Here is a 26,445-nt window from a genome sequence, read left to right as displayed (position 1 = left end):
AAACCCTCGGAAAGGATTGATCTTTCATTCGGATCGGGGTTCTAATTTCTGTTCTAAAGAAACACGCAGACTACTAATTGCCAACGGTATCAGACGAAGCAACAGCAGAAAAGGAAATTGTTGGGACAATGCGGTGGCAGAGTCTTTCTTTAGTTCTCTAAAAAGAGAAATCGAATACAATACATTCTATAACATTGAAGAAGCGGAACATCTTCTATTCGATTTTATCGAAGTGTATTACAATAGATTCAGGTTTCATTCTACATTAGGTTATATCAGCCCTGAAGAATTTGAGACAAATATTGCTTAAATGGCTGTCCACTTTTATGTGACTACTTCAGTACCAAACTTTACACAAAATCAAGATCCCACTTCTAATTTTTTAAGTATCTTACGAGCATTTTTTATTTTCAAATGTTATCGATTGTTATTACAATAGAGTTGTTGAAAAATTCCATAATGGGGATCAACAAAATTACTTCAATTGCCCATTTCAATGCAACAGAAACGGATGGAGAATTTATTTTTCAACAACTCTATTATACTTTAGTAACCCGAACTATTTCTCAATTGAAAATCAAATTTAAATACATAAAAAAACTTGCATATATCACTACGTTTTACGAGTATGCTTACTGTATTCGGAGGAATACTGGTGCAAATCCAGTGCTGGCCCGCAACCGTAATGTTTGAATTCTTTAAATCATATTAGAATTCTCTAAGTCGGATACTCCTCTTTAAAAACACTCTCGTGGATATGGTGTGTTTTCGCTTTCTATTCATTTCTTTTGAATCACTTCATTAGAACATTTTGTTGAATATATCAACTTTGAGTGGTTGCGGTTTATATTGGGCCATCTTCCGGTTAACGTTCTTTTTTTAGAGGTTATCCTACTATGGAAAAAACCAAACCATTTATTGTTTTTAGTTTATTAAAAAATAATATTATCTTTTACTTCTTTTTAAGTTTTTTATCTTTAGAAACTTTTTTTTTCCCAGTTCGAGTGTTTTCTCAGGAACATTCAAAACAATTCAAAAAAGAATCTTCCGAAACTAAAGATTTAAAAACAGAAGAATTAAATAAAGATGAAAAGCAGTCTGAAGGTATATTCGTAAAAGGTTATACGGGCAAAGGACTTACTGGAATGAAACAAAACGTACGCCTAAAAGATATTCCAGCCACCGTAAAGATCATAGACTATAAAGAGCTAAAAGCACGCGCCGCAGATCAATGGCTTTCAGCTATATCGTACGTTCCTGGTATATTTGTAATTCAAAACTACGGAGGATTTAACACTCTTACAATTCGAGGATTAGATTCTCGTAATACCCTTTTACTCAAAGATGGCGCAAGAGACGATACCTTTCTCATTCAAAACAGCTCTCCTATGAGCAACCTAACTAACGTTGAAAGAATTGAAATTCTGAAAGGACCCAATTCAGTTTTATATGGACAAGGAGCTATGGCGGGTGTAATCCATATCATCACTAAAAAACCTCAAAAAAAAGCTGGGTATGAATTTTCATTTACAAAAGGAAATTTTGGCTCTAAAAGAGCTTACGTAGGTGCCACCGGGCCAATCGGAACCGAATCTTTAAGATACAGAATAGACGCGGCCACTTCTGAGTATCAAGGTTTCAGAAAAAACTCTTACAACTTAAATAACATATCCACTTCTTTTGAATGGGATATTTCCGTAAAACATACTCTATCCATTCTTTCCGGAAAAAATTTCGACTTTATAAAACCAGACGCAGGTCTTCCAAAATCAAAAAAACCTAATATAGACTTGATCGCGCCCGGGGTATATTTAAATAATAACTACAATACTAAAGAAGACTATCTTAAAAACGAAAGCGGTAATTTTAAAATTCAACTAGATAGTAAATTTTCTAATAAGCTTTCGATGAAATCCTTTATTTCTTACTTACCTCAGACTTATTATTATTTTTCAGCAGAAGATCTAACGATTTCTTCCAGAGACGAAAATACGATCGAACGAGATCACTTTCATTTTGAAACGAAAAGATCTCCCTTACAGGGTACGGTTGAATTACAATGTATTTTTCAAACCGGGTTTAAACACAAACTTCTATCTGGTTATGAATATCACTGGATGGTAAGTAGACATAGACAAAGATATTTTCCAATAGGTAGTACAAATATAAACGTTCTATATCCCCAAATAGATTTAACTCAATCCTTGCCGGTAAATTTTAAAGATAGAAAAATCTTATATCAACAAATGCACTCTTTATATTTTCAAGACCTAATGGAACTTTCAAAAATTATAAAGTTCGTTTTAGGAGGAAGATATGACAGTTGGGTGAGAGAAAACGTGACAGAAAAACTATCCGATTGGAACGATAGATACGTTTCTAAACCAGAGGACAGAACCATTCATCGATTTGATGCTAAAGTGTTTACTTATAGACTAGGACTAGTTTATCAGCCTCTTCACTATTATACCGCTTACGTTGGTTATTCTACTGCGTTTATTCCTGTTACGTTTATCAATATAAAAGGCAATCAGCTTAAACCAGAAATGGGAGAACAAATAGAGTTAGGCCAAAGACTCGAATTTGCCAAAGGAAAGATTCAATTGACGAGTGCACTTTTTGCCGCAAAAAAATATGACGTTGCAGTTAGGATTAATTCTAAACCCGCTTTGTACAACCAAGCGGGAGAACTTAGAACCAACGGTTACGAATTTGATATAGATCTACGTTTAACCCAAAGATGGAGTTTAAAATCAGGATACGCACATACGATTGCAGAATGGGAATCTTTTCGTTTTGTAAATTCAAAAGGAAATGAAATCGATTACAAAGGAAATCGACCAATCAATGTTCCAAGAAATACCGCCAATCTTTGGACTACTTATACTTTTGCTTCCGGTCTTGGATTTGGTTTAGGTGGACGTTATATAGATTCAATCGCTGGTGATAACGCAAATTCGTTTTCGATTCCGCCCTATGGATTATACGACGCATCTCTATATTATCAATATAAACACTTTCGTTTTCAGATCAATTGTAACAACATATCCAATAAGAAATATTTTATATCTTCCACACCAAATCCAACTCCAGGCCCACCCAGACAATTTCTATTTACTGCAAGCGCTAAATTTTGAACAAAATCTTATATCCACTCTAAAAATTAAACACCTAAATATTTATCATAAAGTGCAATTTTAAGTGAGTTCGATAAAATCTAATGCGAAAGCGATTATTATACTACGATCCTTATAGAACAATATTGAGTTTAAAAAATTCCGGAAGAATTGAAGCAAAAAAACTCAATGAAAACGTTTGAAACTCAGTAAAACGCTCTCTAAGGATCGGCATTTAAGAGTCGTTGCACCTGAGCTTTTTATTCGCCCAGATTTTCTTTTTCTAAATTTACATGATTAAATTGAAAACTATTATTAAATAGGTATTTTATTATGTAGTTATAAATAATAAGTATAAAATACGAATATTCTAATTTATACATATTTTAATACTTCAAAACAAATTTTATAAATAGATATTCCTTTATTTTTAGAATTTAACTCTAAAACCTAAATTTTCCAAACTTCTACATTTTAAAAACGTAAGTTTATGTAATAAAATCTCTATAAAAAAATTTTATTGGTAATCGTAGAACAACGATTTTACGAAAAAATTTTATTTTAAGATTGTTACTTTTAGGTTTTATAAAGCTGACCAAAGTCGGCGATTCGATCCGATTCCAAAATTCTAATTCCTTTGGGTTCTTTTTCTGCGATTTGAATCATCGCCTTTGCAACCGTTCTTCCATGAATCGATCTATATTTTCGAATTCCTCCCCAAAGAAATGGATTTACAATCTTTGCAACAAGATGACCAACGACCTCGCCCGGACGGACCTCTTCCCTTTCTCCTTCGAGTAACGAAGGTCTAAAAATTCCTAAAAAAGAAAAACCGATCTTTTCCAGATCTTTTTCCATTTCCCCTTTGACTCGATTGTAAAATACAAAAGATTTTGGATCGGCGCCTAAGGCACTGACTACGAGAAAGGATCTAGCTCCTTTTTCTTTTGTAAATTTTGCGAGTTTTAAAACGTATTCGTGATCTACTTTTCTAAAATTCTCCTGGCTTCCCGCTTTAGAAATCGTAGTTCCCAAACAGCAAAAAACATCTGTAATTTCTTTAGGAAGAGAAGCAGCAACTAACGATTCATAATCGGAAACGATTTCTTCGATTCCAGTTATATTTCCAGGTCTTCGAACAAGAGCGTAAACTTTTTGATAGTAAGAGGATTGGGATAATTCTTCTAAAAGACATTTTCCGATCAATCCAGTTGCACCCGCAACCAAAGCGATTTTTTGAGACATGTATCGATTTCTCCTAAAAAGATTGAGAAAAGAATGTTTCTCTTCTTTTTTTATGAAAGAATTTTTTTCAAAATCGACCCTTCTTTCCGGAAAGAATTGATTTCGAATCCGTAAATTTCTATCTTGAACTTTGTGAATCCTTTCCAATCGATCCAAAAAATGTTTCATACTCTAGACAGAAAATCCATGCCAGATTCCGTTTTAGATGTACTTCAAAAAGAAGAAAGAAGCGGAATTATAATCACCAATTATTTTCGTTACCTGATTGCACTTTTCTTTTTAGTTCAAATAGCGGTCAACGTAGAAAATGGAAATGGTAAATTCAATTTCATCGCATTTTCAATTTATCTTTTTTTAACTCTTTCGCATACAATCGTTATTCGAGTTTGTCCAATTTCCATCGTAAACGTTTTCAATTACTTTACCTTATTTGCAGAATATCTCCTGATTTTAGGGGTTTTACTTTTTTATACTTTTACGATAAAGAACGTAAATTTAGGATTTGCTCTTAAACATACGATCAATCTTTTCTTTCTTTTTCCAATTATTTATTCTCTTTTACAATTTAAGATTCGTTTCGTTTTTATTGGACTCTTTCTTTTTTATGCAATTTATTTTTCAATTCTTTGGATCGCGGTTTCTACCAATCAACTTACTTATACCAAGGATTGGGGTCATTATATCAGCGGGCCAGGTATTTTGATTGAGGACATTGTCGCAGGTAAACCGGGTATGTACTTTTGTTTTGCCATGATGATTTCTATGGGAATCTTTCGAACTATTTCTATGGTAAGAAGAATTGGAATTGCAGAAGGTCAAAAAAAGGAACTCTCTAGATATTTTTCTCCCAAGATCGTAAACGAAATGGTGGAAAATCCTGGGGCACTTCAAAATGGAAATCGCCAAATTGTAAGTATTCTTTTTTTAGATATTCGTAACTTTACTGCAATGTCCGAAAATATGAATCCTGAAGAACTAAGTAACTTTCTATCAGAATTTCGTAAAATTATGATGGAATGTGTTTTTGAACATAACGGCACATTAGATAAATATATTGGAGACGCAGTAATGGCTACGTTCGGAACTCCTCATCCTTCCCCTTCCGCCGAAGTGGATGCAAGAAATGCGGTAGGTTGTGGGGTCATCATGCAAAAGAGACTCTCAGAATGGAATCTACTGAGAAAATCGGAAGGAAAAACTTCTATCTCAATCGGTATTGGTATTCATACGGGAGAAGTTTTTGCAGGAAATATAGGCAACGATCTTCATAGAGAATATTCAGTGATCGGTGATGCAGTCAATACGGCTTCTAGAATCGAATCTATTTGTAAGGTTTTGAAAAAATCGTTTTTGATTTCTAAAGAAACAATGGAGTTGTTAGGCGGTAAATACACTCTCAATCGAATGCCTAGAGTAAAAGTGAAAGGCAAACAAGAACCATTACAACTTTATGAAGTTGTATGGAGATGAATTTCTCGAACGACCCCGTCATTTACTCAAATTAACTACCCTTAAGATAGCCTAATTTACTACATCTAATGATTTCTTGATCGGCTGTAATTAATTCAGTATCGAATATCCTTGAAGTAGATACAATTAAACGATCGAAAGGATTAGCATGAAATTTTCTTAGAAAACTTGGGTTTCTTAAATCTTAGATTCACTTTTGCTGGTTGTAAGTATCTAAAAGTTTTCCCGCTGGAAAATGAAAACGATGTCTTTTGGACAGCTCTTTTGCTTCTTTTAAACAATTGATTGCTTTTTGAGAGAAGCCTATATTTTGATAAAGAATCGATAGGAGTATAAGTCGATCTACTAAATCAGAATAATCTCCTACCAACTCAGATGAAAGTTTGGGATATTCTGAAAGTGAAAGTAATCTTTTTAAAAGTTTGATTTCACGACGTCTATGACGAATTGCACCAGTTAAATCACCTTTTACTTCATATACAAGACTTCTATACTCTTCAATTCGGATCGCCATCGGTCCCGGCTTTATCTTATTGAGCAACTTGCCAAGACGATCTGCAAATAATTTCGACTTTGTATAGTTAGGTGTAGAACTGTAAAACCATTTCAATATTTTGCAATACAAGTAGTCTAGTTCATCCCAAATTGAAGTGAAATTTTTACGAGTTCTCAAGGAGTAATCTCCTTTTTCTTGTTTTTAGTTATTTTAACATTACTGTCCATAAACCAAACAAAATCGCGAGTATCGAACAGAATCATCTATTTTTCAAAATTCCGATTCATTCCTAATTTTTCAACAATGCCACTTTCTATTTTAATTTTTTCTTTTAAATATCTGATCAAGTTTTTGATTTCATTGTCTTTCTTCGATACTAACTTCGCAATCACCTTGTCATGTTTCGGAATGATTATTTCAATGTGCTTCGATTAGATAAACCATCAAACTTCGATCGATTCGAATACCCGATTGATTCTGATTTGACTCGAAACCAATTTCGGAAATCAATCGAAGGAAGATTTAGGTTTTCAGAATGATATTTTGTTCCTGCAATCCAAGATCGAAAATGATGTTGTGAAACAGGAACTTGCAACTTACTACTCGGACGTATGAATAGAATACTTGTGTTAGATTGTTTCAAAAATTTGAATATTTTGGTCTTACTTTAAAACGCCGTAAATCCCGAATTTGCGGCATTTTTTAAATACCACTGGTTTTTCGTAAATTAGGCCGTTAATAACTTGGTACTATTTTCATGCGTCCGAGTAGTAAGAATTAGAGTTACTGTACTATCTTTTTGATTTAAGATTCCAATAGACCAAATTCTGCTACAGAAATTGGTCGTAAAAAAAGGAATGGTAGTACCACTAATAAAAACGAAAACTTTTTTTCGACCTAACACGTAGGAACTCGCACAAAATCAGAATTTTTTCAGCAAAATGGCGAGAACTCATACTCTATATTTTATAATATTATTTTTTTCTAATTTTTTCCAGTTCCTTTCCAATTTGCCCAGTAAGAATATAAAAATACATTACCCAATCTCCCATAAAGGATTTCAGCGGATAGGTAAAAGTAGCCGGACGGTTTTTCTCTACAAAAAAATGACCAATCCAAGCAAAAAAGTAACCGGAAAACAAGGCCGCAAAAATATAGAACGGATTGAGATTGATAATCGCGGTCAGAATCCATCCAAGCGCAAATGAAGTTCCTATAAAATGAAGCATGCGATTAACTGGATGAGAATGTTCACCTAAATAAAAGGGCCAAAATTCTTTAAAAGTTGTATATGTTTTAGGAGCAGTTTCGGTTGTCATAATCGTTCATCCTCTTTTTTTCGATTGTAATGAGTCCGGTTTTAAAAATCAAGCATTTGAATAAATGGTCAGAGTCAAATCTTATCTTATCTTTTAAACAATCGCTTAAAACCAGTAGAATTATAGTCAAAAATTTCACCTCGAAAAAATAACGTTTAAAAACGATTTCTTTTAAAGTTATAATTCACAAATAATGAAAATTTTTTTCATTTCAAACCAAGCTTAAAATTAAATACTTCTAAATCATACATTCTTTTTAATACGTCCGAGTAACCTAATTTAAAATATTTTATGTAGGAAAAAGTAATTGAGAATCAAGTTTATCATTTCTTTCTTCCAAAGATTGAACATAGTCCAAATACGTTTGAAGTTTGAATTTTTTCTTTGTCGAATCGGAGGACATAGTTCGGATATTTCCAAAAACGTTTCTCTCCGGAAACCAAGGACGATCAAACAAACCAAAACACCATAAAATTCCGTTATACGAATTTGGGTCTCTTCCATCGTATGCATATTTATTATTAAATTCTTCTAAAATTTCAAAAGCAGTTTGATAATCCGGAGACCATTCTATAACCTTTTTTCCCCAGAGCATTCTTAAATAATTTTGCATACAACCGGATAAAACCAATTCCTTTTGCGCGGCGTTCCAAATAACGTCATGCGTCTTTGAATTTTCCAATTGTTCTTTTGTATAAATATAAGGACGAACATCGTTTTTATGAAAATCTAAATTTTTTTGAATCCAATCCGGAAGAATAGAAAGATCCTTTCTAAAAGAAGGTTTTTTCCAAAACATCAAAAAACCCACGTCTCTCCACGTTATGAGTTCATCTAAAAAAGAATTTACGTTCGGATCCGGATGAAAGTAACCTTCTTTTCTATTTTTATTTTCGGGAATGATAACCCCAGGAGTCCAAGATCCATCCAAGTTCCAATTTAAAACTTCGCTTACAATTTCCTCTTGAGAAATATGCCCAAAATGAATATAAGGAGATAAAAAAGAAGAATAAGATTCTTCCGGTGGTTTAGGATTACTTCTAAGTTCTGCATAACCGGACAATCCACGTTTTAAAAATTTCTGTAGAAGTTTTATCCCCTCTTCTCTACCTCCTTTTTTTCCGGGGACGGGGGGAATATTCTGAAAATTAAAATTACATTTCTTGCATATTTCTGAAATTTGGTCTACGTCACCTTCAAACCAAATATTTTTTTTTAAAGGAGAATTTGGATTTTTTTCGAGCCAGGAATCTCCTTTTTCTCGAAACGGTTTATTTGGTTTATGGAAAGATCGAAACTTCCAAACTTCTGGAAATAATTTGTGGACTCTAGGTCGAAGAATTCTTGCCGCCGAAACAAACTCACCATAAAAAGTAAGTGGAATGATCGAATTAGAATCTACTGCAAGAAATTTACATTTAATTTTTTTAGAAACTTGTTCCAATAACTCTGGAATGATATATGCGGGATAATCATCGGTGATCACCAACGCAGCCTCGGAACTAATTTTTTCAAACGCTTCTTCGATCCGATTTCCAGGAGTTTCTACAAATGCCCGATATGTAAGGCCTAATCTCTTCGCCTCTTTTATGTTATATGACATTCCTTCTAAAATAAACTTGTGCAACCTAAGAGAACTCCAAGGATAATTCATTTTGAGAGGTTCATAGATCAGCAGTTCTTTTTTATATTTTTGGGAAAGATGAATTGAATAATCTAAAGAATGATTCCAAACAAGTCTTCTGGCCATAGACATCCAATAAAGAATATAAGGTTTTTCTTCTAAAATTGGATTTTGTTTAATTTCTCGCACACGAACTAGATTTTCTTTTTGAAACATGTTTTCCTTTTTAAACAGATTTTATAGAGAGCATTCCAAAACAAATTTAAACGCCAAATATTTAATAAAGTGCAGTAATTCCTACAACTTCGCTTCTTTTATATTAATTTTTATATCTTTAAGCTATATTTAATCTCTATTTTACGATACTTCTACATAAAAATTTGCCTATAAGATTTTCTAAAGTTTACGTTTCTTTTTTGTAATTTAATTGTAGTGTAAGATGTATAAAGAATTATAAAATAGAGTTGTTGAAAAATTAATTCGCCATCGATTTCCGTTGTATGGAAACTGTCGATTGAAGTAGTTTTGTTAAACTCCACTATAGAATTTTTCAACAACTCTAATATAAATTTTCTTTTATTTCAGATCTTTGAAAAAATAGAACTAACTGATTTGAATTATTTTAAAAAAAAGTATATTTTAAAAATAGGATATATTAAAAAATGAATTTCTATCTTTTCAATAGTCGTAGCTTATCCTTTTATCTTTCTTGCAATCTAAAAATGTAAAAGTTTTTTGCTTTTTTAAGGTTTTGATAAAATTTCACCTTTTAAAGTTTGTCTTACTGATCTCTATAAAATTGAGTACCGTTAATTTTATCACAAAACACTGATCCTATGCAAAATATTAGGTACTTTACTATATAGTTATGAGTAATTGAAAATTACCTACTTACCTCTGAGAAACTTGAAAACCAACTGAAAGTAGATTTTACTGAAAAATTTTTGTAGAAACAACTGATTAAAAATTGTAAAAGTTTCACTAAAAAACTTCAAAACACCATTTTCTAAAATTGAACAGTTACAGACGATCCTGTTATCGGTATTGTAACACAATAAACATTACACATAACTTAAATTCATCTCCGCTAATATCTTTTTGCTTATTACTTGATAACAGGTAATAGTAAGAAATTTTAGTACAATGCGTTTCATTATTGTATTGTTCGTTTCCATATTTTTCTCTGTCCTACTACCACAATTGTATTTTTACTTCAGCGCAACCGCACTCTTAGTAGACCTACGTCTCTCTTTATCAGAAAATCATTGTCTTGAATTTACCTCGTATGATTGTTCAACAACTAAATTTGAGACCCTTGGCCCATCCTTTTCTTCGGAACTATCTCAACGAAAAACACTGACTCCTTCTATTCAGTACTTATTTTATTCTGAGATTTTTTCATTCCATCCATTCTTTGGAATTTATGAAATGAAATTTGCTCCAAAAGATTGTTTAGTATTTCGTGTATCCCATTTTAATCTGTTCGGAAAATTCTCTGGCCCCGTCTATCACACTTCAAATTGTAGTGAGAAATCAAACTCCCCTCCATATTAGGGTTTAACGTCGAAGGTCTTTTTAAAACTTCTGCTTAAAGAGATTTCACAGTTCTAAAAATCAGGGTAATCATCAATTTCGTTTGTATTCAATTTTTTGATCTGCTATCGAGAGAAAAAACTCTAAAAACGTTTTTATTTGAATGAAAAGATTCTTAAAATGTATGAGTTCCCACAAATTACGTTCCTTATAGACTGGTCGTAACTACGAACATTTATTACTCAAACACACCTCTTTAAAAAACGTAAATTGAATATAAGAAAATTAAAAAGAAATTATTTTAAAATGTGAGTTCCCATATTTCTGCTTCAAAGGTATCTTCTAAAAAACATTGGAACTAAAAGCTTGTCCAAAAACCTCAAAAAATTTTTACACGATAATTCTTTAGAAATTTTTAATAAAATGCAGTAGTTCTTACAAATTAAGTCACATTTGGCAATTTGTAAACTTTTGAGCAGCTCTAATCTTGTTAAATTTTCGTAGTAGTTCCCATATTTCTGCTTCAAACGTATCTTTCAAAAAAATATTCTAACTAAATAAAATTTGGTAGCAACTAACGTAAGTTTAATGTAAGAGATTCTTTTATAAACGTCTGATTTTTCCGTAAAAAATGAATGTAGGAACTACTACGAAAATTAAATTATTAGTTTAAAAGTTCGCAAACATGACGGTTTTTATGGGAATTTCTGCCAAGAGTATATATTTTACAGTTAGTTTTGAAAATATGAGAACTCTCCCTAACTCTAATTATAAAAAATGAATATTTAAAAACTTGCAATACGACTTAACCTGTAGGAATTCTCACAATTCTATATTTTACGGTAGAACTTTGAAAGGTAGGAACTCCACTGTTTTTAATCTTTAGAAACTAGAGTCAATTATTTCCATAAATGAGTGTAAGAATTTCTTTTTTAAAAAAATTTTCCTAATTTTTTTTACGTCGACTTACGTTAACTGCAAACATTCATTACTTAAGAGCAACTCCATTAGTAAATGTAAACTTAATATAAGAAAATTAGAAAGAATGCATCCAAAAGCTAAAAGTGAACAGCTCCACATTTTTATCGTAATCTTACTTTCCTCAAAATCTGATTCAAAATGAAGCTTGTTTTTAATTTACTTTGGGTCGGAACCCCGCCCATTTTTGGAAGTTAGGTAGAACTTGTGAAACCAGAACACAAAAACCTTCTAAAAAAGTAGTTCCCACATTTTTAAAATTACTTTTAAAGCCCCAGATTCGTTGGTGTTACTATCCCTATAAATTAAGTACTGCAAATTTTTATTGTAAAGCCACGTTTCTGCATCAAATATTGAGAAACTCTTGTTAATAGAGTCTCTCAATAACAATCGTATTCTTTAAAAAACGAAACTTTTATTAACATGAGTCCGGCATAAGAAAATCAGAAAGAATTCTCTAAAAGTATGAATTCCTACAATTTTAGAATTTGTTTGTAAAAGCATGATTTGCAGTAGTTCCCACATTTTAAAAATAGATTTGCAAGGTTTAGGTTTTTAGCTTTTTCAAAAAAAATAAATCAACGCCAAACCCACGTTTTATTAAACTACTCCCAACAGCCCTTATTTCATTTAGCACTCTCATGGCGAAAGTGCTTGACGCTTTCTTAGCTATTTTTTTTAATGAAAAACTATATAAGCACTCTCACGAATATAGTGCTAATCTTATAAATTTTAAGGAGTCAGTCTATGGCATCGATTAAACCTCTGGGCGACAGAGTCCTCGTAGAACCAAGACAGGAAGCCGAGGAAAAGATCGGTAGCATTTTCGTTCCTGATACGGCAAAAGAAAAACCACAAGAAGGGAAAGTTGTCGAGATCGGTAGCGGCAAATATGAAGACGGGAAACTCATCCCTCTCGAAGTAAAAGTAGGCGATACAGTCCTCTACGGAAAGTATTCCGGAACTGAAATCAAATCAGAAGGCAAAGAATATCTAATCATCCGTGAAAGCGATATTCTGGCCGTAGTTAAAAAATAATCAGGAGTTAAATCATGGCGAAAGATATTGAATATAACGAAACGGCAAGACGTAAGCTCCTCGAAGGAGTGAACAAACTCGCAAACGCAGTCAAAGTTACTCTCGGACCTAAGGGTCGTAACGTAGTAATCGATAAAAAATTCGGAGCACCTACCATCACTAAAGATGGTGTTACCGTTGCAAAAGAAATCAAACTAGAAGATCCGTTAGAAAACATGGGAGCTCAAATGGTAAAAGAAGTTTCCACTAAGACGAACGACGTCGCTGGAGACGGAACCACAACGGCAACCATTCTCGCTCAATCCATCATCAACGAAGGTCTAAAAAACGTAACCGCAGGTGCAAACCCTATGTCTCTCAAAAAAGGAATCGACAAAGCGGTTACCGCAGCAGTGGAAAGTATCCAAAAAAGAGCGGTTAAAATAGAAAACAAAAAAGACATTGCAAACGTTGCTAGTATTTCAGCTAACAACGATAATACGATTGGAAATCTGATCGCAGACGCAATGGACAAAGTTGGAAAAGACGGAGTGATCACCGTAGAAGAAGCAAAATCCATCGAAACAACTTTAGACGTTGTAGAAGGAATGCAATTCGATAGAGGTTATATTTCTCCTTACATGGTAACTGACGCAGAATCCATGGTAGCGACTCTAAATGATCCTTTCATATTGATCTACGACAAAAAGATCTCTTCTATGAAAGATCTGATCCATATCTTAGAAAAAGTAGCTCAAGCAGGAAAACCTCTCGTGATCATCTCCGAAGAAGTGGAAGGAGAAGCACTCGCAACTATCGTTGTCAATACTCTCAGAAAAACCATTTCTTGTGTTGCGGTTAAAGCTCCAGGTTTTGGAGATAGAAGAAAATCAATGCTTGAAGACATTGCGATTCTAACAGGTGGCCAAGTGATTTCTGAAGATTTAGGAATGAAACTAGAAAACACAACTCTTCAAATGTTGGGCCGCGCAAATAAAGTGACCGTTGATAAAGAAAACACTACGATCATCGAAGGCAAAGGTCAAACAAAAGAGATCCAAGGAAGAATCGGTCAAATCAAAAAACAAATCGAAGACACAACTTCCGAATATGATAGAGAAAAACTACAAGAAAGACTCGCTAAACTTGCAGGTGGTGTTGCCGTAATCCACGTAGGTGCAGCTACCGAAGTAGAAATGAAAGAGAAAAAAGCTCGAGTAGAAGACGCTCTTTCTGCAACCCGTGCGGCTGTAGAAGAAGGAATCGTTCCAGGTGGTGGACTCACTCTTCTCAAAGCACAAGAAGCGGTAGGCTCTCTCAAACTGGATGGAGACGAGGCGACTGGAGCAAAAATCATTTTTAGAGCTTTAGAAGAACCGATTCGTATGATTACTTCAAACGCTGGTTTAGAAGGTTCCGTAATTGTGGAACACGCAAAGGCTAAAAAAGGAAACGAAGGATTTAACGCACTCACTATGGTTTGGGAAGATATGATCCAAGCCGGAGTTGTAGATCCTGCAAAAGTAGTTCGTTCTGCACTTCAAAATGCGGCTTCTATCGGTTCTATGATTTTAACCACAGAAGTTACAATCACAGACAAACCAGATAAAGACGCTCCAAACCCGATGGCGGGAATGGGCGGAGGCGGTATGGGAGGAATGGGCGGAATGATGTAATTCATCCGAACTTTCTTTTCCAATCGCAAAAGGCGGCGGAGGTTTTCCTCTACCGCCTTTTTTTGTAGGCAATAAATGGATCCTAAAAAATCATTCACAAACTATGATTCGTCCAATTTTTCTATTTCTATTGATTTTACTTACTACCTCTGGAATTTACTCCGAAAACAAACAACAAACGATCACCGTTATCGGAAATGGCTCTGCAATTGTAGAAACCGATTACGTTCAAATCAATTTTTCCGTCGAAGTAGAAAACCCAGACCCTAAGGTCGCTCAAGAAAAAAACTTGGAAAGAGTGTCTAACGTTATCCAGGCTCTTTCTAAAAGATTCAAAATTTCGAATAAAGATATTTACAGTACCGATTACACTCTCCAAAGACAATATTTACAAGAAGGAAAACAAAGACCTTATCTTGCGTCTTCTGGAATTCTACTGAAACTCAGAGATCTCAAACTCTATAAAGATTTACTATTAGAGATTCAAAGTTTAGGAGTCAACACAGTAAGTGGAATTGAATTTAAAGCAGATTCCACTAAAAAACAAGAAAAAGAAGCCTTAGTAGACGCTTTCGAAGACGCAAAAAACAAGGCTCTGGTTCTGGCAAAATCAATCGGAAAAACAAACGTAACCACAATCAAAATAGTAGAATCTGATTCTATATTACAACCCCAAGTAGTTTATTTTATGAAAGGAAGAGCAGATCAACCTCCTATTTCAATTGGTGAGAGAACTCTACAGGCAAGAGTTAGTATTGAATTTGAAGTTCAGTAAAATGTTTTAATACCTTAATAACTTGGTTCGACGTAATAAAATTAGGGCGAATCCCGCCAATGGTTTGTAAAAGAAAGATTAAATGAAACAAGCGGGATCGGGCTCTCAGCTCTGGTCAAGTTATTATAGGTTACAAGTATACATTCAATTTTTTTTAATTTCAATAACTTGACCTCGCATCGATCCCTTTCGCAGTAATTTATATTATTTTAATGTTCTTTCCGTTTAGCCTCCAAGCTTCTTGATAAATATAACTTTCTATAGATCAAAATAAATTGAACCGATTAAAAACAGAAATCTTTTTCTTCGAAAAGAATTTCGGTTGTAAAGAAAATTCGCTTAACGTATAAATCGCCGTAAAAGTTCAAAAATAAAAAAATAGTAACTATTATATTTTCTTAAAATTTCTCCCTAAAAAAATAGATGTATTACTGATCTCTACAAAATTGAGTATAGTAATTTTTATTGTAAAGCGCTGTTTCATTGCAAAGGAATAGGTATTTTATTATATAGATCTGAGTAGAATTTAAAATCGTCTTCGAAAGAATTATAGAAATTTAATTTCAATACGATTCTTTTCAATAACGTAAAATTAAATAGAAATCTTAACGATCCATTTTAGACTTAGTAGTTATATTTTTGGAATCTTTCCATAAGTTTTTTACAAAAGCCATTATTTTATCCGTGTCGAAAAAGCCTCCACTGGAATTTACTTTCAACCTCTGCTTTATTTCTTTTAAGAAATCCAAATAAATCGTTTAAAGTTAGATTCGTTTTAGAAGCCATCAGCCGCTCCGAACTTATCACAATCACAGAACACTCCTTTATCGTAATGGACGTGTCTGGCATTACGGCAACTTGTTTCAATGTCCAAGGATATTTTAAGTTTCCAATCAACTCCACTCCCGGATAGTTTGTCCAAAATTTGATTAGAACACGATTACTCTTTCATTCGCCGATACAGGTTTCTGACCTATTTTAGAATCGAGCGTTTTTTACTTTTATCAATAAACTCTGCAAAGTAGACAGCTTAAAAGGAAGAACTTTTTAAACCTTAAAAATCTTTTGACTTTCTTGCATATCAACAAAAATCTACGGAAGATGAAAGATTACTTCCTTTCGATCGGCGCAGGACCCAATCAAGTTCCTTTAATTTCGGCAGCGAATAAACTGGGTTACTTAGTGATTGCGGTGGATCAAAACGATCGTGCACCCGGACTCAATATCTCCTCGCTAAGAATCATGGAATCCGTTACCGAATATCGTAAAATTCTAAAAACTGTTTCCGAAATTCCTCTTCAAGGTAATATACTCGGAATAGGCACTCGTTCTTTCGGAAAGGCAACTTACACTGCTTCTTACATCGCGAACAAATTAAAATTACGTTATGCGAGTCTTGAATGTGTAGAAATTTGTTCTAATAAAAATAAACTCAAAGAAGTTGCAAGCAGAGTTGGGATTTTAACACCTCAAAATTACGATACAAACTCTAAACATCTATTTCCTTTTGTATATAAACCTTCCCGTGGAAACGGTAAGGAAGGAATTCGAACCTTTCACGACTTAGAAGAATGGGAAAACTTTCTTCAATCCAAAAAAAAGAGCCAAAAATCGCCCAAAAAGAAAACAAAAGCGCATAACGTGGTTCCAGAAGAATGGATCTCCGAAGAATTTATCCCTGGTTTTGAAATTACTGTTTGTGGACTCATTCAAAACGGAGAATTTTTTCCTGCATCCATTTCCCACAAGGATGTAACTCATTATGCACCTTATTTAGAAATTGCTCATACTCTTCCATTTTTACATTCAGAATTAATTGGAGAAATTTTACTCAATTGTAGGGCTTTAATCGCAGCCACTAAAATGAATAATTGTCCTTTTGTTGCAGAATTCAGAATCAACCCACAAGGAGAAATTTATCTGATTGAAGCCGTTCCGGAAGTAGGAGGAGAATTTTTAGCGGATAATTTGATTCCGAATTATTTTGGTTCTTCTTATTTTGAGAATTTAGTAAAACTTCTTGTAGGAGAAAAAATTAAACCTTTCCCGAATTATTTTAAAATTTCTAATCGATACGCTGGAATTTTTTTCTCAGCTCCTCCCGAAGGAAAATCTAAACTCGTAGAACATTCCGAATTCCACACAAACGGAAAGGAAAAATTGATCTTCGATAGTAAATTAAAACAACCGGGAGATGTTTTAAAAACAAACGAAGGAAACGGAGTTCGTACTAGAAGTATAGGAATCCTAAGTCCACAAGAAAATCATCAAACCTTGGCTCAATGGAAGGAGTCCGTTTTGCAAAGATTGGAAGGTAAATTTGAATCCGTCTGAATTTTCTTCTCGCTCCGCCTGGAATTTTCATTACACCAGAACCAAATCCAGACTCAGTTATCCCGATGAAAATCTGGTCAGAATGCTTTCCAAAATCGATTCCAATAAACAAGAGGAAAAAAAGGCCTTAGATTTTGGAACGGGTTCCGGTAGACATTGTGTTTTGTTAAACGAATTCGGTTATCAAGTTTACGCCACAGATTACACCGAAAATTCCATCAAAACGGTTCAAGAAATGTTTCCTTTCGTTAAAACATCGTTAGGCGGCGCTCCCCCTTTTCCCTTTAAAGAAAATTTTTTCGACGTGATCGTAAGCTGGGGGGTTCTACACTATAATTCCGTCCGATCGGCTAGAGATATTCTCAAAGAAAAAATGAGAATCCTCAAAAAAGGAGGTTATCTCGCTGGTTCGGTCAGAGCGGTAGGAGACACCCATCTTCAAGTCCAGGAAACAGTAGTCGGTACCGCGGATCTTAAAGGCGCCTATACTCGTTTTTATACATTAGAAGAATTGAAAGAAGATTTGAAAGGTTTCTCCCATATAGACTTCGGTTATACAGAAAGGACCCCTCTGGGAAAACTGGAAGAGAGGATCTGTCATTGGATTTTTCTGGCAAAACTATAAACGAAACCTGTCCTTGTTGTCAAAAGAAAGACTGGAAATTTCTCTATAATTCAACATTTGAAAATTATAATATTCCAATTTACTTATGTTTAAATTGTGGTTTACAGACCCAATACCCAAAACCCGAACCTTCTAAACTATACACCGAAGAATACTATTCCGGAAAAGCTAACTTTTCGTACCGTGACGAAAGACAAACCGAAAAATTTGATCGATATGTTTGGAAAGCCAGGATTTCCAACATTCAAAAATTCAAATCAAATGGAGAATTTTTAGACGTAGGTTGTTCTTTTGGAGGTTTTTTAAACTGCGCAAAAGAAGCCGGTTTTCAAGTAACAGGAGTAGAAATCTCTCATTATTCCGCGGAAGTCGCAAGGTCCAGAGGATTGAAAATATATACGGGAGAATTTTTAGACATAGATCTTCCTGAAAATTTTTTTGACGTAATTACTTTAGTAGAAGTGATAGAACATCTTTCTTATCCGGAAAAAGTTTTTGAAAAGTTAGGCAAAATTCTCAAACCCGGAGGATTGTTGCTGATACAAACTGCAAATTTTGAAGGTTGGCAAGCGATCAATGCCGGTGCAGACTATCACTACTACCTTCCAGGACATTTTTATTATTATTCGGAATCGAATCTGAAAAAAATTCTTGATCGTTTCGGTTTTAGAGATTCTATCACTTATCTCGGAGTAGATTTTTCGATCTTCGCAAAGTTACTTAAGTCCAGAGGAAGTTTCAAATCTTGGAATGAATATTGGAAATGGATTCGAATTAGCGTTTATCACTGGAAAAGCAAACTCAAAAAACAAAACAGGCCCTTGACTTCGTCTATGGTTCTGTACGGATTCAAGGCGGATTAAACAATGTTATATTTTTTTAAACCAGGTTGGTTAACCGATTCAGATAAAATTCCCGAAAAAGTTTTTTTAAGAACCTTTGTAATATTCATCCGGATTATTTTGGGTTCCGCATATCGTTTTATCAAAGATGACTGTCTAATGCAAGCTTCCGGAATTTCCTATACCACAATCGTATCTTTAATTCCTATGCTTACGGTTGCGTTATCTTTGATTACGATCACTTCTGGTTTAGAAAATAGAAAAGAGGAAATTTTTGATACTATAAATACATTCATTTTACAAAGTAACATCAGCATAGATATCAATCCATATCTGGAAACGATTGGGGATCTAATCGACACAGCGTCCCAAATCGGAGCGATCGGATTTATAACCTTAGTATTTTCGGCAACCGCGGTTTTACGTTCTCTTGAAAACGCATTTAACGGAATTTGGAAAATCCACTCTAATAGATCCCTATTTCAAAAATTAATATTTTACTTTTTTGTATTAGCCATCGGCCCACTTCTTTTTGTAATCGTAGAAGGAATCGCAAAAAGAACCATCGATTTCTTTAGACCTTCTCATTATTTTTCCATGGAAAAAGATCCATCCGGAAAGATTTGGGTAAGTGGAGAAAACGGAACTTTATTTCGAATGGATTCAAATCTTAAAAAGGAATATTCGATCCGGGAAGAAGAAATCGATTTTGAAAACATGAAATGTTTGGATGCGTTAGGCGGAAGGCTTGACTTCTGTAAAAAACCGGACATAGAAGCTTCCAATTTCGTTCGAATTAAAATCCGAGAAGGAGTTATCTATGCCCTTTCCGCAAAAGGATTACTTTTAATTAAACCTTTGGAATCCCCCATCTGGAGATTAGCTTCATTCGAAGGTGTCGAGCTAAAAGATATAGAGGTAATTAATTCAAATAATATTTTTATTATATTCAAAAATGGAGAAGTTCTTCATTATATTCCCGAAGGAATTTCCTTTAAACCAATCTTTAAAGATAGGCTAAAAATGAATGCTTCCAAAATTTATTTTCCGGACGAATTAAACGGTTATATAGTCGACGAATCCGGAACTGTTTGGACGAGCAACGATGGGGGTTTTAATTTTTATCCGAATCGACTGACTCATTTAGCGTTTCATGATATACATAAGACTATAAACGGGGAAATCTTTTTAGCTGGAGAAAGAGGAGCGTTGTATCGTTCTACTGACGAAGGAAATACCTGGATACAACTGAGTCATAAACGATACAACTTTATACGAATCTGGTCTTTTACTGGAACTGATATTACAGAATTATTTCTAATGGATAGTTTAGGAAATATACTGATTTCAACGGATCTAGGGGAACATTGGAATCCGTTTTATACTCCTATGAACGGTAAATTATGGGCCAATCTTCTTTTAGAAAGAAAAGAAAACGGACAAATTAAAATACTCAACATAGGCGAATATCGCACTATTAGCGTTACTGAATCCAAAGACCAGAAATTTGCAACGACACTAATCACAGGAGGAGACAGCGTATTTACAATTTATTCCTTTTTAAGAATTTTGTTTCCTCTTTCTGGAATTTGGCTTTTCTTTCTAAGTCTTTATTCTTTGATTCCGAACACGAAAGTTCCTTTAAAAGCGTCTTCCGTGGGAGCTGCAGTTACAGGAGTCATCTTTTTAGTTTTTCTCTGGGGATTTCAAGTCTATATTTTATCTTTTACTGAAACTACGATGATCATTTATAAGGCGTTAGCCGCTATTCCAATTTTTCTTTTAGGAGTATATTCACTTTCTTTAATTGTTTTGTTCGGAGCAGAAATCACCGCTTGTCTTCAATTTAGAGAAAGATACATCGCTCCTTTACACTCTTTGGAGGAAATGAATACTTCGCCTAGTAACGAGTTTAGAAAATTGATTTTGACTTTAAAATCAGCTTATAAAATCCAAAAAGAAAAAAAAGTCCCCTCTTCTCATGTTGAACTTTCTTCCGTCTCTGGCTTAAAGGAAGAGGAAATTCCGGGACTTACCAAAAAACTCTGTGAGTTAGAATTATTATCTGAAACTAAAAAAAATGAATTTGTTCCGATCGCTTCTCCTGTTGATTTAAGTATCGCAGACGTCTATCGGAAAGTTCCAGAACCTCTTTTGACAGGAGATCAAAATTTGAAACTATTTCCGACAAACATCATTTCTAAAATCGAAAAAACGGAGGAAAAACTACAAAACGATCTGGACGCAATTAAATTTAGCGATCTAATCAGCTAACAAGGATAAGCTGTTTTTTAAGGCTCAAAAATTTTCAGACATAAGAAAATGTTAAAAACTTTGTTTTACCGATTTTTATTTAAAGTTTTTTCATTCTTGATGTAGCATGGTAGTATTGTTATATAAATTATAACGTGTAGACAAATTAAATTTTTTTTGCAACGATATTCCCATATTTTTAATTTATCCGTAAAATCTTGATTTGCAACGTGAATTAATGCGAAAGGGATCGATGCGAGGTCAAGTTATTAAAATTAAAAAAATTGAATGTATAATTATAATCTATAATAACTTGACCAGAGCTGAGAGCCCGATCCCGCTTGTTTCATTTAATCTTTCTTTTACAAATCATTGGCGGGATTCGCCCTGATTTTATTACGTCAAACTCACGTTCATTTGTATGAGTTCTCACAAAATTGAGATTATTCTTGTAAAATCATACTTGTGGTAGTTCCCACAATTAAAAAATAACGAGACCAAAGTTGATCTTTTAAATTCATTTGCAAATAAAAATGTAAGAGCTCCTACATTTCAGTTTTTTACAGAAAATTTTGACATCCAAAAATCAAAATGTTTTCGAAACTAAAATCGATTTTTAAACCTTTTGATCAATTTTTTGATGAGGAGAAAAGTTAAAAGATAAATACTGATAAATCTGTTCCGCAAGCCCCAAAGAAGAATTAGAAGATAGGTTTTTAGAATATTCGTCATAGAGCATATCTTCAAAAATTTCTTCCGCATATCCTCCGTCGATCAAACCGGATTTGTTCACCGTTTTTTTCATCTCGGTTAACATCATTTTTACGAATATGGATTCGAATTCAACAGAAACTGAATATAGTTTTTTGCGATACGGATCTGCCGCAATCTCTTCCTGAATGTTATGTGGAAGTTTGATTTCGGAAGAACTCACTTTTCCAGTAAGTTTTTCGTTAAATTCTTCCCGTAAAACCTCCGGAAAAGCAGACTTGTTCTTATGTTGTTTTTCTAAGTTTAAAAGGCTTTTTACTTCCGGCTTTTCGATTAGATTTAGTTTATTTGAATAATCTTTTATAGAATCAATCATCATTGTATCTCCAATTCCGCGTGTAACGCTCCCGATTTTTTTAGAGCTTCTAAAATAGCGATAATGTCTTTTGTAGAAGCGCCTACTTTGTTTAAGGCTTCCACTACGTCTCCTACGCTTGTAGATTCCTCGATTAAAAAAGAACTTTTAGTAGGTTCTTGCTCTTTTCCGAGCCAATTACGTCTTCTATTTTTATCCGTTACGGAAAGATTCAAACCAGAACGAGAAACCGCAACTTCTTCGATCGTAATATTACCCCCCATCACAATCACTCCGGTTCTTTCGTTAATAACTACTTTAGGTTTTGTTTGTGTTTCCACGGTCAGATTTTCGATGTCGCTTAACAAAGTTAAAAACGCATCCGATTTATTTTCAAAACTTTTTCCGAGAACGATATTAATTTCGGAAGGAGAAATAGGAACTACAGACTCGGGTCCGATTCCGTGTTTTCCCGGAAGAATAGAACGGATTTTAGAAACGATCGCGTTTAAAGTAGTAAAGTCTTGATTTTCAAGTTGTATCTGAACTCTTTCAGAGGCATAAAAATTCTGATCTAACTCCTGTTCGACGATCGCCCCTCCGTGAACTACTCCTACCGTTTTTTTATTTCCTCTAGAACTACTTCCACGCTCTTGCTCTTGTCTTCCTCCGAACGAAATTACTCCAGAAGCAACCGCATAAGTTTTATCTCCGGCAGTTTTCAAAGGAGACTGTAAAAGAACTCCACCTTCCAAAGACTTAGCATCTCCAATGGAAGAAACTACAACGTTTAATTTATCTCCTTTCCTGGAATAAGTTGGTATCGTAGCCGTAATTAAAACAGAAGCAATGTTTCTAGTCTGATCCGGTTTGAGATTGGCTTCTACTCCCAAGTTCTTTAAATAATTTTTCATACTTTCAGACGTAAAAGGAGTTTTACTATCACCCGTTCCAGGTAAACCTACCACAATACCGTAGCCGGTAATTTGATTTTCACGAACTCCTTCGATTCTTGCAATATCCTTCAACCTAAGCTCAGCAGAGTTTAAAGAGAAAACAGTTCCTAAAAAAATAAATCCCCTCAATAAAAACATGCAAAAAATAGAATATTTAGATTTCATTGTGATTCTCCCAAAAGTCGGTTCAGTTGGTTCAGAATCAGTCTTTGTTTTTCTTCTTCAGAAAGTTCCGCCTTGGTGGTAACAGAACCATCTGGATTGGTAATCGTTTTGATAGAAATCGGCGGACTTACTTGTTGGGGTTTGATTTTACCGTTAAAATTTAACTGAAGATTTGCGATTTTATCAGAATCGATAGATAAATCCTTTTCCACAAATTCGGGAGAAACGGTTCCGGACAAAAGAAGGCTATTTTCTTCTCCATTGATCACACTCACTTTTTGTCCTTGAACGTTTAAAAGTCCCGTGTTTGGATCTATCGCAGTTACTAAAACCGTCAGATTTCCCTTTATCTTTCCGATAGATTTAATCTTTCCTTTATTTTTACGAGTAATCGTACGATCGTTGTTATACGAAGGCATATCCGGAATGATTTTTTTATCAGGCATTGCTTTTAAAGTCAAGGTTTCATCTGCATTGGACTCCAGTTCAAATTCTGCTTGAAGTCCATTTCTAATTTTAACGTAAAGAGTAGAGCCCACTTTCATACTCTGGCGTACAGAATACGGGTTTTTATCCGTCCAAAGTGAAGATTCTTGGGCATTTAAAGAAAAGTTGCTTCCTAAAAAAAAGAAACAGATAAGAGAAGCCACCCTCAACCTTAAAACTTTTATCAGAGTCTGTAGGGATAGTATAAAATACTCATTATAAATTTTTACATTTAGAATATTCAATTTTTCTAAATATTTTTTTTTACTCACACCACTGTAAATTAAAGATCTTTTTTGAAATTTAGAAATCAAGTTTGTTAAACGATCTTCTAAAAAAAAAATCTGTTTTTGGCATAACCTTTTTAAATTTGATAAAAAGAACATAATGTATTTTTTACTAATCAGTTGTTCTATAAGTTTTAAATTAATAAAAAAGTTACCAAATAAACCCGTGTCTAAAATTCCAAAAGTCAGATCAAAGTTTCTTTTATAGATAAAATCAAATTTCATTCCGTGACCACCGTATTTTTATCCACTACCTTCGCTTTCATTTGATTTTCTCTGGAATGAGTTGTAACCTGAACCTCTTCTCCAATATTTCCGGAACTAAGTGCCTTTACTTTTGTTTTGAGGACTAGACTTCCTTTATGATAGATCATCAGAATTTCTCCTCCTCTTTGAACGTCTTGGATTTTACGAACGTGTTTTTTACGAAAGATTTCACCTTCATTCATATTTTTCAAAAGAGTGGAACCCAAAAGTTCGTTTCCAGGAGAATCTAAAATTTCCTCCGAAGTAAATATTTCCTCTTCTTGAAAATCTTCATTCGTGATTTTGATTCCTTGATTTAAAGAACGTTTTGCCTTTAAAACAGTTACCATCTGCTCCACTTGAAAACGAATTCTCAAAGTATGTATTTTCTGATTTTGAAAAAAAATTTCTAAAGAAGCCATGAGCTGCCCTGGATGCAGACGGGAAGGAAGATTGGCCCATTTAAGAGTTACACCTTCTAAAGGAACCTTTGTATCTCCGGATAAAAACGTTAGACGAAATTCTTCATTTGGGTGTTTTTTTTTGATTTCTTCCGAAAGAGAGTCTGTGATTTCATTCTGCTCCAGAGAATGATTTAGAGGAAGTACAAGAGTTCTTTTTCCAGTAACACTCGGATCCAAATCCTCGTAAATTTTTAAGACGTCTTTGGAATCTACAAACACCGGACGTTTTAGATTGTTTAGAAGAATTCTATCTTCTAAACCTTCCGGGACACGTGCAACAGAAGAAAGACGGACTACTTCTCCTTCTATAACCGCCTTTCCTTTTAGATAAATAGTTGATGTCTTTCCCCAAAGAGGAGAAAAGATAACTATTAGTAAAAGGAAAATTGGAAAGATATTCATTAGAAATTTATAAAATTCTTATCTCTTAAGAGAAATCGCCGTGGATAACATGTTATCCGAGGTTTGAATCGCTTTGGAATTGGACTCGTAGGCTCTTTGCGCTACGATCATAGCCACCATTTCTTCTACGATCTTTACGTTACTCATTTCCAAAAACCCCTGTAGAACGTTTCCAAATCCTTCCATTCCAGGAGTTCCTGGAATTTCAGGACCGGAGGCTACGGTTTCTTGAAATAAGTTTTTTCCAATCGCTTGTAACCCGGCCGGGTTTACAAAACGATACAATTCCACCTGTCCGATTACGATCGGACGAATATCGGCTCCTACTTTTACAGTGACTTCTCCCTGTTCCGAAATCATAAGTGTGTTTAGGATCGCACCTTCAGGAAGAATCAGAGGTGGTTCTAAAAGATATCCGTTAGACGTCACAACTTGCTGATTCGAATCTATCTTAAAAGATCCGTCTCTCGTAAAAGCGAAACTTCCATCTGGCATCTGGATTTTAAAAAATCCCATTTCCCCAGTTATCGCCATATCCAATTTGTTACCAGTTGCTTGAAAAGAACCAATTTCAAAAAGTTTTTGAGAAGCGGCCGCTCTTACACCATGACCTACGTTCACTCCCGTTGGAATCTCACTTACGGAAGTGGCTGGAGTTCCGGCCAAAACCTGATGTTGATAAACTAAATCTTCAAAATCGGCTCGATTCTTTTTGAATCCGGTCGTATTTACGTTTGCTAGATTGTTTGAAATTGTATCGATATGAAACTGCTGGGCGATCATCCCAGTAGCAGCCGTCCAAAGTGAGCGCATCATTTTTAGGTAACCCTTTTCCCTTTTTAAGTTCGGTCAATTTTTGAAATTGGTGAAGAGCAAACCTTTGGTTTTTAAAGAAAAAGAGACAGAATTCTCAAAAAGTAAGAGTTATTTCGGTATAAAATATAAGGGTAAATGAATTCTAGCTTAACGTAAATTCGGTTGAAAAAGAATTTTTTAAAAGTGGTAGTTCCCACATTTTTAGAATGGATCCGTAAAATCGATGTTTGTGGTAGTTCCCACATTTTTAGAAT

21 protein-coding genes are annotated in these 26,445 nt (G+C 34.2%); 10 read left to right on the top strand and 11 right to left on the bottom strand.

Annotated elements, in window-relative coordinates; genetic code table 11:
• Positions 1 to 310, top strand: a 310-nt coding sequence (locus tag BW942_RS20090) for an integrase core domain-containing protein (protein WP_139325937.1), incomplete at its 5' end; no start/stop codon positions are given.
• Positions 311 to 896: 586 nt separating this feature from the next.
• Positions 897 to 3,137, top strand: coding sequence for a TonB-dependent receptor (locus BW942_RS20085; RefSeq protein WP_000416054.1), 2,241 nt, complete (start codon positions 897 to 899; stop codon positions 3,135 to 3,137).
• 555 nt (positions 3,138 to 3,692) lie between these two features.
• Here the strand turns inward: BW942_RS20085 and BW942_RS20075 are convergent.
• Positions 3,693 to 4,529 (bottom strand): oxidoreductase, encoded by an 837-nt coding sequence (locus BW942_RS20075; RefSeq protein ID WP_000680173.1) that lies wholly within the window; start codon positions 4,527 to 4,529, stop codon positions 3,693 to 3,695.
• An 18-nt stretch (positions 4,530 to 4,547) separates the two neighbouring features.
• Between BW942_RS20075 and BW942_RS20070 the strand changes: the two genes are divergently transcribed.
• Positions 4,548 to 5,831, top strand: coding sequence for an adenylate/guanylate cyclase domain-containing protein (locus tag BW942_RS20070; protein WP_002146178.1), 1,284 nt, complete (start codon positions 4,548 to 4,550; stop codon positions 5,829 to 5,831).
• Between the two features lie 190 nt (positions 5,832 to 6,021).
• Here the strand turns inward: BW942_RS20070 and BW942_RS20065 are convergent, their stop codons facing one another.
• The 4 genes from BW942_RS20065 to BW942_RS20050 form a co-directional block, all read right to left on the bottom strand.
• The gene (locus tag BW942_RS20065; protein ID WP_001260470.1) at positions 6,022 to 6,504 is read right to left on the bottom strand and encodes a hypothetical protein; all 483 of its coding nucleotides are present in this window, start codon (positions 6,502 to 6,504) and stop codon (positions 6,022 to 6,024) included.
• Positions 6,505 to 6,739: 235 nt separating this feature from the next.
• Positions 6,740 to 6,922 carry a hypothetical protein gene (locus BW942_RS20060; protein ID WP_001198057.1) on the bottom strand — a complete coding sequence of 61 codons (183 nt, stop codon included), beginning with the start codon at positions 6,920 to 6,922 and terminating at the stop codon, positions 6,740 to 6,742.
• A 379-nt stretch (positions 6,923 to 7,301) separates the two neighbouring features.
• Positions 7,302 to 7,646 (bottom strand): Mpo1-like protein, encoded by a 345-nt coding sequence (locus BW942_RS20055; protein ID WP_000206200.1) that lies wholly within the window; start codon positions 7,644 to 7,646, stop codon positions 7,302 to 7,304.
• Between the two features lie 289 nt (positions 7,647 to 7,935).
• A complete protein-coding gene (locus BW942_RS20050; protein ID WP_000486574.1) occupies positions 7,936 to 9,486 on the bottom strand; it encodes a deoxyribodipyrimidine photo-lyase in 1,551 nt (516 codons plus the stop codon).
• 3,042 nt (positions 9,487 to 12,528) lie between these two features.
• Between BW942_RS20050 and groES the strand changes: the two genes are divergently transcribed.
• From groES to BW942_RS20015, 3 genes are all read left to right on the top strand, one after another.
• The gene (groES, locus tag BW942_RS20025) at positions 12,529 to 12,819 is read left to right on the top strand and encodes a co-chaperone GroES (RefSeq protein WP_000146552.1); all 291 of its coding nucleotides are present in this window, start codon (positions 12,529 to 12,531) and stop codon (positions 12,817 to 12,819) included.
• A gap of 14 nt (positions 12,820 to 12,833) precedes the next feature.
• Positions 12,834 to 14,474, top strand: a complete 1,641-nt coding sequence (gene groL / locus BW942_RS20020) for a chaperonin GroEL (RefSeq protein ID WP_017861722.1) — start codon at positions 12,834 to 12,836, stop codon at positions 14,472 to 14,474.
• A 103-nt stretch (positions 14,475 to 14,577) separates the two neighbouring features.
• Positions 14,578 to 15,249 carry an SIMPL domain-containing protein gene (locus tag BW942_RS20015; RefSeq protein ID WP_000620907.1) on the top strand — a complete coding sequence of 224 codons (672 nt, stop codon included), beginning with the start codon at positions 14,578 to 14,580 and terminating at the stop codon, positions 15,247 to 15,249.
• Positions 15,250 to 15,927: 678 nt separating this feature from the next.
• Here BW942_RS20015 and BW942_RS20010 read toward each other — a convergent pair.
• Positions 15,928 to 16,146 (bottom strand): hypothetical protein, encoded by a 219-nt coding sequence (locus tag BW942_RS20010; RefSeq protein WP_000579988.1) that lies wholly within the window; start codon positions 16,144 to 16,146, stop codon positions 15,928 to 15,930.
• Positions 16,147 to 16,350: 204 nt separating this feature from the next.
• On the opposite strand from BW942_RS20010, the gene BW942_RS20005 reads away from it, so the two are divergent.
• Genes BW942_RS20005 through BW942_RS19990 form a run of 4 tightly spaced genes read left to right on the top strand, consistent with a single transcriptional unit; the run spans position 16,351 to position 21,324 of the window.
• Entirely contained in the window at positions 16,351 to 17,583 is a 1,233-nt protein-coding gene (locus tag BW942_RS20005; protein ID WP_000656232.1) for an ATP-grasp domain-containing protein, read from the top strand.
• On the top strand, positions 17,570 to 18,208 hold the full coding sequence (locus BW942_RS20000; RefSeq protein WP_001069834.1) for a class I SAM-dependent methyltransferase: 639 nt from the start codon (positions 17,570 to 17,572) through the stop codon (positions 18,206 to 18,208). The genes BW942_RS20005 and BW942_RS20000 overlap by 14 nt, the downstream gene beginning before the upstream one ends.
• Complete coding sequence (locus tag BW942_RS19995) at positions 18,184 to 19,071, top strand: class I SAM-dependent methyltransferase (protein ID WP_000347681.1); 888 nt, start codon at positions 18,184 to 18,186, stop codon at positions 19,069 to 19,071. Before BW942_RS20000 ends, BW942_RS19995 begins: the two co-directional genes overlap by 25 nt.
• Positions 19,072 to 19,074: 3 nt before the next feature.
• Positions 19,075 to 21,324: a YhjD/YihY/BrkB family envelope integrity protein gene (locus BW942_RS19990; protein ID WP_000965203.1), complete on the top strand. Its 2,250-nt coding sequence runs from the start codon at positions 19,075 to 19,077 to the stop codon at positions 21,322 to 21,324.
• A 595-nt stretch (positions 21,325 to 21,919) separates the two neighbouring features.
• Here BW942_RS19990 and BW942_RS19985 read toward each other — a convergent pair.
• The 5 genes from BW942_RS19985 to flgG are packed head-to-tail and all read right to left on the bottom strand — an operon-like array spanning position 21,920 to position 26,188.
• Positions 21,920 to 22,393 carry a rod-binding protein gene (locus BW942_RS19985; RefSeq protein ID WP_000972415.1) on the bottom strand — a complete coding sequence of 158 codons (474 nt, stop codon included), beginning with the start codon at positions 22,391 to 22,393 and terminating at the stop codon, positions 21,920 to 21,922.
• A complete protein-coding gene (locus BW942_RS19980; protein ID WP_000838056.1) occupies positions 22,390 to 23,490 on the bottom strand; it encodes a flagellar basal body P-ring protein FlgI in 1,101 nt (366 codons plus the stop codon). Before BW942_RS19980 ends, BW942_RS19985 begins: the two co-directional genes overlap by 4 nt.
• Positions 23,487 to 24,488: a flagellar basal body L-ring protein FlgH gene (locus tag BW942_RS19975; protein WP_000666973.1), complete on the bottom strand. Its 1,002-nt coding sequence runs from the start codon at positions 24,486 to 24,488 to the stop codon at positions 23,487 to 23,489. Before BW942_RS19975 ends, BW942_RS19980 begins: the two co-directional genes overlap by 4 nt.
• The gene (gene flgA / locus BW942_RS19970; protein ID WP_001020205.1) at positions 24,485 to 25,375 is read right to left on the bottom strand and encodes a flagellar basal body P-ring formation chaperone FlgA; all 891 of its coding nucleotides are present in this window, start codon (positions 25,373 to 25,375) and stop codon (positions 24,485 to 24,487) included. Before flgA ends, BW942_RS19975 begins: the two co-directional genes overlap by 4 nt.
• Before the next feature lie 18 nt (positions 25,376 to 25,393).
• Complete coding sequence (gene flgG, locus BW942_RS19965; RefSeq protein ID WP_001257272.1) at positions 25,394 to 26,188, bottom strand: flagellar basal-body rod protein FlgG; 795 nt, start codon at positions 26,186 to 26,188, stop codon at positions 25,394 to 25,396.
• Positions 26,189 to 26,445: the final 257 nt, after the last annotated feature.

The organism is Leptospira interrogans (genome assembly GCF_900156205.1).
Lineage (GTDB): Bacteria > Spirochaetota > Leptospiria > Leptospirales > Leptospiraceae > Leptospira > Leptospira interrogans.
Note: the sequence above shows the minus strand (reverse complement) of the source record. Positions and strands in the feature narration are given on the sequence as shown.